This is a genomic window from Cognatishimia sp. 1_MG-2023 (genome assembly GCF_030548175.1).
Classification (GTDB): Bacteria; Pseudomonadota; Alphaproteobacteria; order Rhodobacterales; family Rhodobacteraceae; genus Cognatishimia.
This window is the reverse complement of the sequence record NZ_JAUORX010000012.1, coordinates 16,619-32,055: the sequence shown is the minus strand read 5'-3', so window position 1 is coordinate 32,055 and position 15,437 is coordinate 16,619. Positions and strand designations below refer to the sequence as shown.

The 15,437-nt window shown below is 51.4% G+C and carries 15 protein-coding genes and 1 pseudogene; 9 read left to right on the top strand and 7 right to left on the bottom strand.

The genetic code is table 11. The features are described from left to right. Nucleotides 1-74: 74 nt before the first annotated feature. From Q4544_RS14895 to Q4544_RS14875, 5 genes are read right to left on the bottom strand one after another with little or no spacing between them, the layout of a single operon-like run. A complete protein-coding gene (locus tag Q4544_RS14895) occupies nucleotides 75-965 on the bottom strand; it encodes a branched-chain amino acid ABC transporter permease (RefSeq protein WP_303507588.1) in 891 nt (296 codons plus the stop codon). Continuing rightward, nucleotides 962-1,696: an ABC transporter ATP-binding protein gene (locus Q4544_RS14890; RefSeq protein ID WP_303507587.1), complete on the bottom strand. Its 735-nt coding sequence runs from the start codon at nucleotides 1,694-1,696 to the stop codon at nucleotides 962-964. Before Q4544_RS14890 ends, Q4544_RS14895 begins: the two co-directional genes overlap by 4 nt. Next, complete coding sequence (locus tag Q4544_RS14885; protein WP_303507585.1) at nucleotides 1,697-2,869, bottom strand: ABC transporter substrate-binding protein; 1,173 nt, start codon at nucleotides 2,867-2,869, stop codon at nucleotides 1,697-1,699. A 4-nt stretch (nucleotides 2,870-2,873) separates the two neighbouring features. Beyond that, a complete protein-coding gene (locus tag Q4544_RS14880; protein WP_303507583.1) occupies nucleotides 2,874-4,682 on the bottom strand; it encodes a branched-chain amino acid ABC transporter ATP-binding protein/permease in 1,809 nt (602 codons plus the stop codon). Then, nucleotides 4,679-5,413: a 5-oxoprolinase subunit PxpA gene (locus Q4544_RS14875; RefSeq protein WP_303507581.1), complete on the bottom strand. Its 735-nt coding sequence runs from the start codon at nucleotides 5,411-5,413 to the stop codon at nucleotides 4,679-4,681. Before Q4544_RS14875 ends, Q4544_RS14880 begins: the two co-directional genes overlap by 4 nt. Before the next feature lie 109 nt (nucleotides 5,414-5,522). Between Q4544_RS14875 and Q4544_RS14870 the strand changes: the two genes are divergently transcribed. The 3 genes from Q4544_RS14870 to Q4544_RS14860 all read left to right on the top strand — a co-directional run bounded on the left by Q4544_RS14870 (nucleotide 5,523) and on the right by Q4544_RS14860 (nucleotide 7,639). Continuing rightward, nucleotides 5,523-6,437 (top strand): LysR family transcriptional regulator, encoded by a 915-nt coding sequence (locus Q4544_RS14870; RefSeq protein ID WP_303507579.1) that lies wholly within the window; start codon nucleotides 5,523-5,525, stop codon nucleotides 6,435-6,437. A 107-nt stretch (nucleotides 6,438-6,544) separates the two neighbouring features. Then, nucleotides 6,545-6,940: a RidA family protein gene (locus Q4544_RS14865; protein WP_303507577.1), complete on the top strand. Its 396-nt coding sequence runs from the start codon at nucleotides 6,545-6,547 to the stop codon at nucleotides 6,938-6,940. Between the two features lie 18 nt (nucleotides 6,941-6,958). Beyond that, entirely contained in the window at nucleotides 6,959-7,639 is a 681-nt protein-coding gene (locus Q4544_RS14860; RefSeq protein WP_303507576.1) for a cysteine hydrolase family protein, read from the top strand. A 67-nt stretch (nucleotides 7,640-7,706) separates the two neighbouring features. Here the strand turns inward: Q4544_RS14860 and Q4544_RS14855 are convergent, their stop codons facing one another. Continuing rightward, nucleotides 7,707-8,387, bottom strand: coding sequence for a LysR substrate-binding domain-containing protein (locus Q4544_RS14855; RefSeq protein WP_303507575.1), 681 nt, complete (start codon nucleotides 8,385-8,387; stop codon nucleotides 7,707-7,709). Between the two features lie 39 nt (nucleotides 8,388-8,426). Next, nucleotides 8,427-8,615: pseudogene (locus tag Q4544_RS15730) on the bottom strand (LysR family transcriptional regulator); the annotation flags it as partial. Between the two features lie 168 nt (nucleotides 8,616-8,783). On the opposite strand from Q4544_RS15730, the gene nhaC reads away from it, so the two are divergent. The 6 genes from nhaC (at nucleotide 8,784) to Q4544_RS14825 (ending at nucleotide 15,436) form a co-directional block, all read left to right on the top strand. Further along, entirely contained in the window at nucleotides 8,784-10,220 is a 1,437-nt protein-coding gene (gene nhaC, locus Q4544_RS14850; protein WP_303507574.1) for a Na+/H+ antiporter NhaC, read from the top strand. A 50-nt stretch (nucleotides 10,221-10,270) separates the two neighbouring features. Further along, nucleotides 10,271-11,194: a DMT family transporter gene (locus Q4544_RS14845; protein WP_303507573.1), complete on the top strand. Its 924-nt coding sequence runs from the start codon at nucleotides 10,271-10,273 to the stop codon at nucleotides 11,192-11,194. 11 nt (nucleotides 11,195-11,205) lie between these two features. Beyond that, nucleotides 11,206-12,246 carry an ornithine cyclodeaminase gene (locus Q4544_RS14840; protein WP_303507572.1) on the top strand — a complete coding sequence of 347 codons (1,041 nt, stop codon included), beginning with the start codon at nucleotides 11,206-11,208 and terminating at the stop codon, nucleotides 12,244-12,246. 12 nt (nucleotides 12,247-12,258) lie between these two features. Next, nucleotides 12,259-13,077, top strand: a complete 819-nt coding sequence (gene speB / locus Q4544_RS14835) for an agmatinase (protein WP_303507571.1) — start codon at nucleotides 12,259-12,261, stop codon at nucleotides 13,075-13,077. A gap of 51 nt (nucleotides 13,078-13,128) precedes the next feature. Beyond that, the gene (locus tag Q4544_RS14830) at nucleotides 13,129-14,286 is read left to right on the top strand and encodes an amidohydrolase (RefSeq protein ID WP_303507570.1); all 1,158 of its coding nucleotides are present in this window, start codon (nucleotides 13,129-13,131) and stop codon (nucleotides 14,284-14,286) included. Nucleotides 14,287-14,500: 214 nt separating this feature from the next. Beyond that, nucleotides 14,501-15,436 (top strand): ornithine cyclodeaminase family protein, encoded by a 936-nt coding sequence (locus tag Q4544_RS14825; RefSeq protein ID WP_303507568.1) that lies wholly within the window; start codon nucleotides 14,501-14,503, stop codon nucleotides 15,434-15,436. The last annotated feature ends 1 nt before the right edge of the window (nucleotide 15,437 follow it).

The window sequence follows — 15,437 nt, the reverse complement described above, 5'->3', positions numbered from 1 at the left end:
GGGTCGCAATTCCATTACGACCCGCCTTACTTACATTTGGGCATTCTCAAGCAGCCTCATTGTATCGGCATACTTTATCGAACCGCTTCGGCACGTCCCAACAGGCCATTCGGACGTAGAACCAATATGGTGATGATGATCGACAAAGAAATCGCATCACGGAACGGCAGTAACTCGCTTGGCAGCATCGCACGCAGCAATACTTCAAGAAATCCAAGTAAAAAGCCGCCCAATACTGCGCCCGGCAGGCTACCAAGCCCTCCCAGAACAACCGCGATAAAGGCTTTGAGAACCGGTACAAACCCCATCAAAGGATCAACAGATCCACGTTGAGCGACCCACAGAAACCCAGAGAGCCCCGCCAATAGGCCCGAAATCGCAAAGGCGGTCACAATCACCCGGTTCGCAGGGATCCCCATCAACCGCGTGATCGAAAAATCCTGAGCCGCCGCACGCATCGCCAACCCTGTGATGGAGAACCGTAAAAACACCGTCAATCCAATCAAGGCCACAACAGTGACCCCCAATGAAATACATTGCAGCATCCCAATCCGCAGCCCAGAAAACTGCGCTGTCGAAGTCAGCCAGTCAGGGATGGCCACAGCAATCGGACGCGGTGAGATAAAGTTCTGGAACACAACGTGTAAAATTGAACTGATCGCAAAAGTGGTCAGCAACATCGTTGTCAAAGAGGCCCCCCGCACAGGCCGAAACGCGACACGTTCGATCAAGGCAGCGCTTGCCGCAGCCACCGCAAAAGCCGCAAAAACAGCCAAAAAGAAAGGCCAACCCAAAGTGGCGGACAGAAAGATCAAAGCGTATCCCGTAAAGGTCATCAACTCGCCATGAGCAAAGTTGATCATCCCTAATACGGAAAACACCATAGCCAGCCCCAAGCCCAACAAGGCATAGACACCGCCCAAAGCCAAGGCATTCAGGACTTGCTGCGCAACGAGTTCGCTCATGCGTTTTCTCCAAAAAACATCTCTTTGAGATTTGCGTTTGTCAGTAATTCGTTAGACGTACCCGTCATCTGAATTTCACCATGGCTCATGACATAACCGCGATCCGACACCTCAAGGGCGCGTTCGATATCTTGCTCAACCAACAACACCGAAATTTTCCAAGTGCGCAGTTGCTCAATCGTTTCAAATATCGTGTCCACGATCTTCGGCGCCAATCCCAGCGACGGCTCATCCAACAGCACAATGGATGGGTTTGACATCAACGCACGGGCAATCGCCAACATCTGCTGTTCGCCACCCGATAGCGTACCCGCTTGCTGCCCATAACGCGCCCGCAATTTCGGAAAGGCATCCAGCAATCGCTCTTCGGTTTCACCCGCCGTCTTCCGTGCCGTTGCACCACCCAAACGCAAGTTTTCAGCGACGCTGAGATTGCCGAAAATGCGCCGGCCTTCAGGACTCAGGGTCAATCCCTTACGGACCAATTGTTCTGTCGAGGCATTTGAAACATCCTCGCCATACATCAATACGGCTCCCCCCCGAGGGGCCAACCCCACCGTTCCCATCAGCGTAGAACTTTTTCCCGCGCCGTTGGGTCCGATAAGCGTAACAATCTCTCCAGCTCCGACTGTTAAATCCACAGACCGCGCAGCACGGATAGCTCCGTAACTGATGGTGACCCCGCGCAATTCAAGCGCGGGATCGGTCGTGTGTTTTTCTGACGCGGACACTTATTTGCTTTCCGGCAAAAGGTCGCTTGCAATCACACGTGTATCCACATGCGTGATTGCACCACCCGTGATCCGGTTCAGCGAAACAGAGCGTGCAGGTACGCGATTTCGATCAAGATAGCTGATCTCACCGGTTGAAACTTCCAACCCATCTGTGTTGGCAATCGCATCACGCAACGCGGCACCGTCTGTTCCACCCGCAACGCGGATCGCTTCGGAAATCACCAGCATCATGTCATATCCGGTTGCCGCAAAGCTGTTGGACAACGGTCTGTCATAATGTGCGGCATAAGCATCAAAAAACGCAGCCAGGCGCGTACCTTCAACCGGGAAACCCGCGTTTGTGAACACAACACCTTCAGACACATCACCCAGTCCAGATGTTGTCGGGCTGTCGATCCCATCACTTCCGTATACCGCAGCTGTCACACCCGCAGCCCGCAGTTGGCGAAGAAACGCAGGAAAGTCCGGCTCGTAAGCAGAGGTCATAATCACATCAGGCTGTGGGTTCAGCGATGCAATCTGCGTCACTTCAGCAGAGAAATCCTGCTGACCAAATGAATAGGTCCCTGTGTCCACAACAGAGCCGCCCAGCGTTTCAAAAACTTCCCCAAAGTACAGAGGCAGATTGCCGGTATATGTCGTTTCAGGCGACACTAGGAGGTACGCATTAGACAGCCCCTCTTCACGTGCAAACTGCGCCAATGTCGCGCCCTGCACGATGTCGGCCACATAGTTCACAAAGTAAAAATCACCGATCGCCGCTGTCAAACTTGCGTTCGTCGCGCAGGTCGAAAACATCGGAATACCTGCGTCCTGAGCAACCAATCCGCCCGCAATCGCCGGATCATCATCACACGGCAGCACAATCACATCTGCGCCGGCATCAATCAGTTCCTGAACCACAATTGAGGTTTGAACCGTGTCAGAGCGCACGTCGCGCACCATAGCTTCAATCGCAAACTGACCAGCCGCACCGCCATTTTCATTCAGTTCTTTAATGGCAATCTGCGCGCCTTCCACCGTTGGCGTATCATATGGCGCAAGGTATCCGGTCAGAGAAACCGCAAAGCCGATCTTCAAATCGTTATCCTGCGCCAAAGCAGGCGTACCGATCATTGCAACAGTCGCAAGAGCAGCGGCCGCCCTATTGTTCTTTTGGAAAAGTTTCATTGCATTAAGTCTCCACAGTTGTTGGTTGGAATTCCGGAGTCTGATTGTCCGCCCCGGTATTTCTTCGCTCCCCAAAATAAGCTTGCGCCACTTCTGGGTTTCGCTTGATCTCTTCTGGCGTTTCGACGGCGATCAACCGCCCTTCGTTCAAGACAGCGATCCTGTCCGACAGCTTCAGGATCATGGGCAAATCGTGGTCAACGATCAGAATCCCCAGCCCTTCGATGTTCCGCAGCGATGCAATAATCCCAGCAAGCTCCGCTGTTTCCGTGTCGTTCATCCCCGCCGCCGGCTCGTCCAACAGCAAAAACGCAGGATCAATGGCCAGAGCCCGGGCAATCTCTAGCCGCCGTTGCTGGCCATAAGACAGGGTATCCGCCGTGCGGGTCGCCAGATCCTCTAGGTTCACCCGAGCCAGCACCTCATGCACCTGACGCGCACGATTGCTTGGAACAGCGGCCATGGCAGCAGCCACGTTTTCTTCAACGCTCAGACGGCCAAACAAGCGGATGTTCTGAAACGTGCGCCCTACCCCTGCATGGGCAAAGGCATTCGGTTTGGCCTGAGGCATGGTTTTGTCACCAATAGCAACCTCGCCACGATCAAACCGTTGCACACCAGAGGCACAGGATAAAAAGGTCGATTTCCCTGATCCGTTCGGACCAATAAGCCCCAAAATCTCACCGCGTTTTAACTCTAACGTGGCATCACTTACCGCAGTCACACCACCATAGGTCTTGGTCAGGTTACGCACCGCCAGCGCGCCTTCGGTCGCCTTCGTAACCTCTGACGCAGGATAGGTTTGCGCAACGCGGTGTTTTTTGAACGGTAAAACATCATCCAACTCGCTGGCGCCGAATAAACCCTCAGGGCGCAGATACAACGTCGCAATCAACGCCAGACTTGTCCCAATGGTCGTCAAGCCAAACAAGGCTGGCACGCTGATGCCGCCCAGCTCAAACCCCGGTTCCACCCGACGTAAAACTTCGGTCAACAAAGTGATCAACAATGCGCCAGAAACCGCGCCCGTCGTGCTGTTGGCCCCACCGACAATCAACATCGCAAGCAATGAGAACGTAATTCCGAAATAAAACTCTGACGGGGAAAAGACGCCAATTTGCAAGGCAAACAAACCGCCGCCCAAAGCCATGACAAATGTACTGACCGAAAAGGCAAGTGTCCTGCTCAGAAAAATCGAAATGCCCGAGGCAGAGGCAGCCGCCTCATCCTCGCGCCCTGCCCGTGCCAACAGTCCCCATTTGCTGAATTTGAACCAATTGGCCAGAATAATCACAGCCGTCGCCGCAAGCGCGGCATAAAAGGGCGTGACCACTTTCGGCACACCATAAACAGCCTGCGCCCCGCGGGTAAATGTCGTGCCGCCAACCATAAGGCTATGCACAACAATCAAAACACCCAATGTCGCGATAGTTGCAGAGGCCCCGTTGAGCCGAGACAAAGCCATGCCAAGTATCAAACCGACAAGCCCCACAAAGACAGCGGCCACCAAAAGCCCCACCAGCGGATGCAAACTAATGCCTGCTAAGACATCTGGCAGGTTCGGAAACAATGCCCCTTTGCGGGCGTCTGGCATCACCAGAATGGCGGTGAGATAGGCACCAATGCCCATAAAACTGGGGTGTCCAAAGCTGACAATACCCGTGTTCCCCACATAAATGCCAAGACCGGTAACCAGCACCACAACAATCAAGAAGTAACTGATTGTATTCGCAACCGCAGGTGCTCCAACAATTGCAGCCAAGCCAGCCGCCCCTAAGCACAACAGTGCTAATATGACCAAACCACCCCTCATGACGAAACTCTTTCGATAGCACCCAACCGGACGCGCAGCTCTTTGATAAGATCAAGCCCCCCGGGATTGTCAGAATGGACGCAAATGGATTGGGCATTCACTGGCACCAAAGAGCCATCTATTGCAGGTGTAGTGCCTGTTTTAATCGCGTTTATCGCGCGGGTCGCTGCACTCTTGGCATTAATGGAAGCCGGGTTTTTCACAATCGCCAGATGGCCATTCGGCTGATACTCAAGATCAGCAAAAAACTCTCCGACAAAAGAAACTCCTGCCTCAACATAGGTTTTTTCTTGCAAAGTATTGGGAAGGCCCAGAACCGGCAGATCAAATTGCTTTGCCACATCTGCAATGACTTGCGCCACGTCGGCGTCACGGCACGCCATGCCATAAAGCGCGCCATGTGGTTTGAGGTGCGATAAAGAAACCCCATAGGGGATCAACATACCTGCCAACGCACCAACCTGATAACAGATCATCGCAAATAAATCAGAGGCCGGTATTTTCATCTCGCGACGCCCAAACCCCTGAAGGTCTGGCAAAGACGGATGCGCACCGATAGCGACACCGTGATCGGCCGCCATTGCAACTGTATCGCGCATGATGACAGGGTCTGACGCATGAAAACCACAGGCAATGTTCGCCTGATCAATCAGCGGCATAATTGAAGCATCGTCTGCTATTCGATACTTCCCAAAGCCCTCGCCCATATCGCAGTTAATCTTCACACGCACAGCTTTCCCCCGGCTATTTGCACACCATTGGCGGCTTGCAATCAGGCTAGCTTTGACTTCTACCTAATTTCAAATTTATTATACTCTAAGCCACAGTTGAGAAAATCTTATGTCTTTCACACTCCGACAATTACGCTATTTCGTCAGCGCAGCTGAAACCGGCAAGCTGTCGACCGCGGCAACAGATTGTAATGTGACGCAGTCAGCCATCACGCTCGCGATCAAAGGATTAGAAGACCAAATTGGCTTTGAATTGTTTGAACGCACCTCAAGCGGGGTCATTCTAAGTTTAGAAGGCCAACGGTTTCTTGCCAAAGCCCGCGAGATTTTATCGCTGGTGTCTTCTGCCACCAAAGAGCCCTTAGGCCCGGCCGTCGGAGAGAACTTTTCAGGTACGATCAGGGTTGCGGCAACAGATACGGTCATGGGGTATTTTCTGATGCCCCACCTTGCACGTTTCAAACATCGCTATCCCGGCATTCAAGTCGAAACCGTTGAAATGGCACGCCCAAAAATCGAAGCACGCCTGATCGACGGATCATTAGATATTGCTGTTTTACTGGTCTCTAACATGCAACGCACAGGCGAATTGGCCTCGTCAATTCTGCTGCCATCCCAACGTCGACTTTGGCTGCCATCTCGTCACCCCCTGCTCGCCCGCCAAAGCATCAGGCTGCGCGATATTGCAAAAGAACCATTGATTATGCTGACCGTTGATGAAGCTGCAGACACCGCAGTCAACTATTGGCAGCACTCAGATTTGCAGCCAAACATTGTTATGAAAAGCGCCAATGTTGAAGCGGTCCGCACCGCCGTAGCCAGCGGTTTAGGTATCACAATTCTATCCGACATGGTCTACAGAACGTGGTCGCTAGAAGGGGACCGGATCGAAATGCGCGACATCAAAGACCCTGTACCTTCGATGGATATTGGGCTTGCTTGGCGCCTAGGCCTGACGATGCCGCCGATCCTCCGCGAGTTCCACACCTTCTTGCAAAGCGCATATCGCAGCGGGGCGCGGTGACCTTTGGCATAAGTATTTTTTATGCAATGACCTAAGAAGTTTGAATTTGTCATAGCATCCCCAAGTGAGGTCAACTTGCTCCGAAATCAGAAATCGGAGATGCTCTTATGACTGCCTACAAAACGTACAAACCCGAAGGGGTATCTGATCCCTATGGCACCTATGTTCACGGGATTGAACCGCCAGCAGGCTCTCGTATGGTTTTCCTTTCCGGTCAGATTCCGGTTGCCCTTGACGGAACGGTCCCAACCACAATGGAAGAACAGGCCACAATCTGTTGGCAAAACATCGAAGGTATTCTGAAATCAGCCGGTCTTGGTATTGAGCACCTTGTGCGCACAACCCAATATCTAACAGATGCCTCCATGTATCCAGATGCAAATGCCGTGCGCGCCAAGTTTTTGGGCGATCACCGCACCGCATCCGTGGCGATCACTGTGCCTGCATTGATTGAACCATCTTGGCTCATCGAGATTGACGCAATCGCAATGGCACCCGCCTAAACTCAGGGGATTTTTCACATGCCTACAGTACCTTCCGTTAGCCAACGCGAATTTAACTTTGAGTGGGAAAACACTGCCCTGATCATCGTTGATATGCAGCGCGACTTTGTTGAAACCAATGGCGCATGCGGCGCTGGTGGTTTGAATGTCGATCCACTTCAGGATGTCATTCCACGCATCCAGTCAACATTGGCTCTATTCCGCCAGAACAATGCAGCCGTGGTTCATACCCGCTATGGTTTCAAACCGGATATGTCCGATCTGTCGGCCCCCATGCGCCAACAAAGCCGCGAAGCAGGTGGTGAATACGGGACACCCGGACCCTTGGGCCGTATCCTCACACAGGGCGAACCCGGTTTTCAGATTATCCCTGAACTAGAGCCTAAAACAGGCGAAACCATCATTGATAAGTCCACCTTTGGAGCCTTTACCTACACTGAGCTGGATACCATCCTGCGCGGCAAAGGGATTACGCATGTTGTCGTTTGTGGTGTGACCACACAATGCTGCGTCGAAGGCACCCTGCGCGAAGCCGTGGATCGCGGCTATTATGTGCTGACACTTGCAGATTGCTGTGGTGCGTTCGAAGAGCACTTGCACCAGGGCACATTGACCGCCATCCAAAGTGAAGCCCATCTGTTTGGCTGGATCGCAGACAGCGATGCCCTGATCCAATCCTCGGCAGAGGCCACAGCCTAGGCCAAAACCACTCATACTTTCGGGGCTGGCGGTGATCACACATGGCCAGCCTCAAACAGATACGCTGCTAAACTTTCTCAATATCTGGAAACCGATGTTTCACCTCGGCCAAAAGCCAATTCCGAAAGGTCATCGTTGGCGAATTTTGGTCGACGTTATCCTGGGTGGCAACGCTATACCAAGTACAGCGGCTGGTCCGATGATCAATCGGCTTCAGTAACCCGTTTTCTAATTCACGCTTGCAAATAATTTTATCCGCTAAAAACACACCTTCACCATCAACAGCAGCATCAATGGTCAGGGCCAAATCAGATAAAACCTTGCCATCGCTCCATTTATCTACACCATCGGCATATTCTGTCAGCCATTGGTGCCAAATATGACGGCCATTGTCGTGTATGATGGGTAACTTCAGAAAATCATTCGGTCCGTTTGAAAAGTCGATTTTATCATACAGACTAGGCGCGCACGCGGGAAACCCATCAATCGGAAACAAATGCGTTTTCTCTGCCTGCATCCGTTGAATGCGCTCGTCAAAATGAATCACAATATCAACTTTATCTTCGACAATATCAGGCACCTGCCAATCTGAACGCAGGAAGCATTCAATTTTTGGAAACTGCTCACTGAACTTAGTGATTTTTCGGCGCAGCCATCGCGAAGCAAAAGCAGGCTCGGCACTGATCATTACAGTGCCAACCTGCGACGCTTGCAGCAAACTTTCGCAGGCATCGCTGAGAATTTGCAAGCCATGCGCAACTTGGCTTTCGAAACGCCGCCCCTCATCCGTTAACTCAATCCGATTCCCAGAACGGATGAACAGTTTCAAGCCAAACCATGCTTCTAAATTGCGCACATGCTGACTAACAACACTATGGCTTACGTTTAGGTCAGCTGCTGCTTTGGAAATGCTGGAATGACGTGCCGCGGCTTCAAAGGCACGTAACGCATTAAGATGACGAAGAGAACTATGCATACCGCCAGCGTAGGCAAAACCGTCGCTGAGGGCAATATAAACCTAATATTTTTACAGCTTTCCAACTGTTACTCATGAGACAACTAAGAACTCTCCCCGAGTTCAAACAATAGCCGTATAGTTGCTGGCTTAGCGACCCGGCTGAAACAAACAGGGAAAGAGACCACCATGAAAACAACGATCCCCGAAGGGGCAAGAAGACCCCATTTATGGGAAGCGATCATTTCGCTGCTCTCATTAGTCACTGGTATTTTTATCTCCATCGTCCTCTACGGTTTGGACGCGCATATTCCCATGCTACTGGGTGTCTGTATTGCCAGTCTTGTTGCTCTGCGTTGCGGTTTTACTTGGACAAATATCCAAAACGGCATGGTACGCGGCATCACTGCCGCCATCCCAGCGACAATCATTTTGCTTGTTGTGGGTATCTTGATTGGCGTCTGGATTTTGGCGGGTGTCGTCCCGACATTAATTTACTATGGCCTGCAAATTATTTCCCCATCGGTCTTTTTGCCAACAACTCTGATCATCTGCGCGATTACGTCCCTCGCAACTGGCACAAGCTGGGGCACCACAGGTACAATTGGTGTCGCTCTAATGGGCATCGGTGCTGGGCTTGGCTTTCCTGCTCCTCTTGTCGCTGGCGCAGTTCTGTCAGGTGCGTATTTCGGTGACAAGTTATCGCCACTCTCTGACACAACTAACATGGCACCTGCTATGGTTGGTACAGATGTATTCACACACATCAAACACATGTCTTATACGACCTCAGTGTCTTTTGGTTTAACCATGGTGATCGAAATCATCATCGGCATGAAATATGCGGCGACCGAAGGTAACCTAGAGCGCATCGACACTATTCTTCGCACGCTCGAGGCAAACTTTACGTTAAACCCAGTCTTGTTGTTGCCAATTTTGGTTGTCTTGGTTGTGTCTTATAAAAAGGTTCCGGCCATTCCGGGTATCACCATGGGTGCCATCGCTGGTGTGATCTGTGCTGTTGGTATGCAAGGCGCAAACTTTGAAACCATTTCCTCTGTCGCAATGTGGGGTTTTGAATCCTCCACCGGTGTCGAAGATGTAGATTCTCTACTGTCTCGCGGCGGCTTGAATTCAATGATGTACACAATTGCACTGATCTTTGCCGGCATGATGTTTGGCGGCGTGATGGAGCGCACCAACCAATTGAAAGTCGTAGCAGAGAAAATCCTAAGCTACGCAAAGTCTACCGGCTCGTTAATTTTGTCCACAGTCCTGACCTCAATCATGGCAAATATTGTTCTAGCCGACCAATATATGGCGATTGTTATGGGCGCACGTAGCTTTGCGCCAGCTTTCCGCGAACGTGGATTGGCCCCTGAAAACCTCAGCCGTGCTGTCGAAGATTCAGCAACTGTGACTGCCAACCTAGTTCCTTGGAACGCAGGTGGTGCATATCAATTCGCAACCTTGGGCGTGCCTACAATTCTGTATCTACCGTTCAACTTCTTCTGCTGGTTGTCGCCTTTAGTCACAATCCTGTTCGGATACATGGGATGGACAATCACCCCACTCCGAGAGGACGACAAAGCTCCGCAAACGGCACAACAAGCAGCCGCTGAATAATCAACGATGCCCCCTTCATGGGGGCATCATGGCCTTGACTGGAAATCTCTGTGCCCCTCAACCGTCCTTTGTTTGCCTGTATTTTGGCTCTTTTCGCATCAGCGATCCTGAGCTTTACAGACAATTTCGTACATGCCGTGCAACAAACCGCAGGGTTATGGCAATTTCAATTGGTCAAAGCGTCGATCGCTTTGCCCATTTTGTTGGCCGCTGCCTACTGGAAAAACATTTCTTGTCGCCCAGTCCATGTAGGTCGCTGGGCAATTCGCAGCGTTACGATCGCAGTTAGCTTTCTCATCTACTTCGCAACTTTGGGCTTTTTGCCCGTCGCTCAAGCCGGTGCAGGTCTATACAGCGCCCCTATTTGGATCATGTTATTTTCCGTAATTTTTCTCGGAAAACACATCGGAATTCGGCGTATTCTTGCAATGATTATTGGGTTTTCCGGCGTTTTGGCGTTGTTACAACCGGATATAAATAATCTCACTCTACTTTCCGCTATCCCGCTGCTCGCTGGCGCATTTTATGGGCTCGGCGGCATCGCAACAAAATTGCTGTGCCAAGATGAAAACCCAGTGGTTTTGGCCATCGGCGTATTTACCGCAATTGCTGTCATTGCAGCCGGGTTGCTGCTGTATTTTACACTATTTCCGTCACCAGCTGAATCTGTCGCCTTTCATTCTCGTGGCTGGGAAGACCTCAGCGCACGCTTCTTATGGCTCACCTTAGGCCAAGCTATCGGAGCTGCCCTAGCCATCGCGCTATTGGCCAATGCCTATCGATTTGGCGAACCCGATTTCGTGTCGGTTTGCGAATACTCCTTCCTCATATTTGCTGCGATTTGGGCGCTGGTTCTTTGGAGCATCCCCACCAACCTCATGGCCCAATTTGGCATTCTCACCATCATTTTGTCAGGCGTTTGGATGTATTTCCTTGACCGCCAGCCAGAACCCTCACGTTCTAAACACTCATGAAAGGTCCAGAAATGGAATTAAAGTTTTCTGCCAACGCATATGTGCCGTTTGTCTCTGTCGAGAATATGATCCGTCTCGTCAAACATATCGGCCCACGCAAGTTCATGGCCGAACTCGCCGACATCATCGAAGCTGACTTCAAACGTTGGGAGCTATTTGATAAAACCCCGCGCCTCGCAAGTCATTCTGACGTTGGTGTTATTGAACTGATGCCAACATCAGACGGCGAAAGCTATGGGTTCAAATATGTGAACGGCCATCCAAAAAACGCAAACGAAGGATTACAGACGGTAACCGCCTTTGGCCTTTTGGCACGCGTTGATACTGGCTACCCCATTCTATTGACAGAAATGACATTGCTGACGGCGCTGCGCACCGCCGCCATGTCTGGCCTTGTTGGTCGTCATTTGGCCCCAAAAGGCGCGGACACCATGGCTATGATCGGCAATGGCGCACAATCAGAGTTTCAATGTCTAGCATTTGCTGAAATTTGCGGCATCAAAAACGTACGCCTTTACGATACGGATCCTGAAGCAACAAAAAAATGCGCGCAAAACCTGATCAAAGCGGGCATCAACGTTGTGTCTTGCACCTCACCCGAAGAAAGCATGGAAGGTGCGCAAATCATCACCACTTGCACCGCTGACAAACGGAATGCCACAATTTTAACCGGCAACATGGTCGGCGACGGCGTTCATATCAACGCGATTGGCGGCGATTGCCCTGGTAAAACCGAAATCAGCACCGATGTTATCAAACGTTCAGACGTCTTTGTGGAATTCCCACCACAGACACGTATTGAAGGCGACATTCAACAATTGCCCGACGATTACCCTATCACCGAATTATGGCAAGTCATGCGCGGCGACGCTCCCGGCCGGACAAGCGATAGTCAAATTACAATGTTTGACAGTGTGGGTTTTGCAGTCGAAGACTTCAGTGCTTTGAACTATGTTCATGCCAAAATTAAAGACACTGATTTCTACGACAATCTCGACATGCTTGCGGACCCATCCAATCCGCGCAACCTATATGGCATGTTCAAGTACTAAGGACGAAACTCGATGACAATTGCATTACTTGGCCTGCCCCAAGATAACAACGCCAGCTATCTTTCAGGTCCCGCCCTGGCGCCTCAACGCATCCGAGAGGCCCTGTGGAGTGATAGCGCCAATATGTTCACCGAAACAGGTCTTGATCTGGGGGATCCCACGATCTGGACCGATAGCGGGAACGTAGCGCTAGAGGGCCTGACAGGGCAGTCGGCTTATGATGCAATTTATTCGGCGGTGACACAGCGTATTGCACAAGGTCACCGTCTCGTCAGCTTGGGAGGCGATCATTCGATTGCCTTCCCAGTCATTCATGCCCACGCGAATGCCTATGAAGGTTTGAACATATTACACATAGATGCCCACCCTGACCTCTATGATAATATGCTGGATAACAAGTTCAGCCACGCCTCGCCCTTTGCGCGCCTAATGGAAACCGGCAAAATCGCGCGTCTGGTCCAAGTCGGCATTCGCACCCAAAACGCCCATCAAAAGGCGCAAGCTGAGAAATTTGGTGTCGAAACCCATGAAATGCGCGATCTTAGCAAACTGGCTGATCTGCAATTTGAAGGCCCCGTTTACCTAAGCTTTGACCTAGATGCCTTAGATCCGGCCTTTGCCCCAGGCGTTTCACATTTTGAACCAGGCGGGCTTAGCACCAGACAGGGCTTGGACATCATCCAAAACTTCAAGGGTCAATTGGTCGGAGCTGATGTGGTTGAACTAAACCCGCTGCGCGATGCAAACGGTATGACAGCAATGGTTGCTGCCAAATTAGCCAAAGAATTGATCGCACGTCTTGTTGCCGATCAAGACGCCTCAGACCGTTAATTCCATTCCAGCTCCTATCTTTAGGGTCCAAATATCTGAAAAGGACTTTTCATGCTAACCAACTCTGACATCGCAACACTAACGGAGTTGCGGCGTACATTACACAAACGCCCTGAAGTGTCTGGTGAAGAAGCGGAAACAGCCAAGACCATTGTCAACGCGCTAACACCTCTTGCCCCAACTAAAATCATGACAGGTCTCGGCGGTCATGGCGTTGCGGCAGTATTTGACAGCGGCGAGGCCGGCCCAACAGTGCTGTTTCGTGCAGAATTAGACGCCCTACCCATCCAAGAAATTTCCGATAATCCATGGAAATCTGAAATCGACGGTAAGGGTCATCTCTGCGGCCATGATGGACATATGATGTTCTTAATGGGCTTAGGTCATATCCTATCACGCGCTCCCGTGAACAAAGGCCGCGTGATTTTAATGTTTCAACCTGCCGAAGAAGACGGCAGCGGCGCACGCGCAGTTGTGGCCGATCCGGCCTTTGCAGACATTCGCCCAGACTGGGCATTTGCCATTCACATCGAACCCGGCCGTCCGTGGTCCTATGTGTCAACACGTTCAGGATTGATAAACTGCGCCTCACAAGGGCTACGCATTAAATTAACCGGTAAAACCGCCCATGCCGCTGATCCCGAAGATGGTATTTCACCGGCTCAAGCAGTGGCCGAACTCATTCCCGTACTGGATGCGTTGGGCAATGGGGGCAAACTTGACAACGATTTCCGGCTGGTCACCGTCACCCATGTGCATGTCGGTGAACCAACATTTGGCATCGCGCCGGGAGATGGTGTTATCTACGCCACTCTTCGAACAGCCCACGATGAAGCGATGGAAGGCATCGCCTCCGACGCCCGCATGTTGGCCACTGAAGCCGCCGCGAAACATGGGTTGGCGGTGGAATTCGACGTGTTTGATGACTTTGCTGCCTCCATAAACGATACCGAAGCTACAGATCTGGCCACAACCGCCATGAATACATTAGGCATCCCAAACGGTGACTTTGGCTTGCCCATGCGCGCGTCCGAAGATTTCGGCGTGTTTGGCTGGGGCGCAAAAGCCGCAATGTTATGCATGGGTCCAGGAGAAGACTATGCCGCTTTGCATAATCCGGATTACGATTTCCCAGATGATCTGATCCCAGTCGGCGTTTCAATCTTTGAACAAATCACACGCGATATCTTAGGCCCAGCCAAGACCTGATCTCGGCATGTAACATCAATCGGCGACCCAATAACCTTGGTCGCCGATTAGACACTAAGTACGGCTCTCACTCGCCTTATCTTGTACAATTTATCAAAGCATTTTCACAATCTCAGCGTACCCTTTTGAAACGCTACGCACACCGGCACCCTCCTTTATCCTCATATGTAAACGACCCATCACCACCGGGTCACTTTTACAAACAGGACGATCCGTGACACAATTTTTAGATGGCACAGAAATCAATCAACAACTCGATTGGCCAAGCCTTATCGCGCAATTAAAAGACTGGTTTACCGCTTCAAAGGTTCAGGCCCCCGAGCGACAAATCTGCACGATTGAACAACCAGATGGATCAACGGCCTCTCTCTTAATCATGCCTGCATGGATCCCTGGACAGGCCATCGGGGTAAAAGTCGTTACCTTTTTTCCGCAAAATGCATCACAGGGATTATCGACCATTAATGCTGGCTATCTGAGCTTTGACGGTCAAACAGGACAGCTGCGCGCTGTTATGGAAGGTGACGCATTAACGGAACAGCGCACCGCTGCCGCATCAGCCCTTGCGGCCAGTTACCTAGCCCGCAAAAACGCAAAACGACTTTTGGTCGTTGGCACCGGGCAACTGGCGCGCAGCGTCGCAACGGCTCATGCCGCAGTACGGTCCTATGACTCTATTCACATATGGGGACGCACAAGTAGCAAAGCCCAAACTGTTGCCGAAGATTTACAAGCCCTTGGGTTGCCCGCAGCCGCAACCACCGACTTACAAACCGCATGTAGAGGTGCAGATGTCATCAGTACAGTGACCGCATCAACTCGCCCGATTATTCACGGAGAATGGCTAAAACCAGGCACCCACCTGGATTTGATTGGTGCCTTTCAACCCAACATGCGCGAAAGCGACACAAAGGCGATCACGCAAGCCAATCTCTTTGTTGATAACCCAGTTGGCGCGCTACAAGCAGGCGACCTTGCAACCCCGCTTACCGAGGGTGCCATCCAAGAAAGCCACATTTCAGCGACCTTAACCGATCTCTGCCAAGGTTCCTCAAAAGGTCGAAAATCAAATACCGAATACACGGTTTTCAAATCGGTTGGCATGGCGCTTGAGGATCTGGCGGCCGCCTCTCTGATCCGCGTTCCATAAA

Coding starts and splice junctions, on each gene's coding strand:
- Q4544_RS14895 (WP_303507588.1), bottom strand. CDS start 965: ATGAGCGAACTCGTTGCGCAGCAAGTCCTGAATGCCTTGGCTTTGGGC.
- Q4544_RS14885 (WP_303507585.1), bottom strand. CDS start 2,869: ATGAAACTTTTCCAAAAGAACAATAGGGCGGCCGCTGCTCTTGCGACT.
- Q4544_RS14880 (WP_303507583.1), bottom strand. CDS start 4,682: ATGAGGGGTGGTTTGGTCATATTAGCACTGTTGTGCTTAGGGGCGGCT.
- Q4544_RS14870 (WP_303507579.1), top strand. CDS start 5,523: ATGTCTTTCACACTCCGACAATTACGCTATTTCGTCAGCGCAGCTGAA.
- Q4544_RS14865 (WP_303507577.1), top strand. CDS start 6,545: ATGACTGCCTACAAAACGTACAAACCCGAAGGGGTATCTGATCCCTAT.
- Q4544_RS14860 (WP_303507576.1), top strand. CDS start 6,959: ATGCCTACAGTACCTTCCGTTAGCCAACGCGAATTTAACTTTGAGTGG.
- nhaC (WP_303507574.1), top strand. CDS start 8,784: ATGAAAACAACGATCCCCGAAGGGGCAAGAAGACCCCATTTATGGGAA.
- Q4544_RS14840 (WP_303507572.1), top strand. CDS start 11,206: ATGGAATTAAAGTTTTCTGCCAACGCATATGTGCCGTTTGTCTCTGTC.
- speB (WP_303507571.1), top strand. CDS start 12,259: ATGACAATTGCATTACTTGGCCTGCCCCAAGATAACAACGCCAGCTAT.
- Q4544_RS14830 (WP_303507570.1), top strand. CDS start 13,129: ATGCTAACCAACTCTGACATCGCAACACTAACGGAGTTGCGGCGTACA.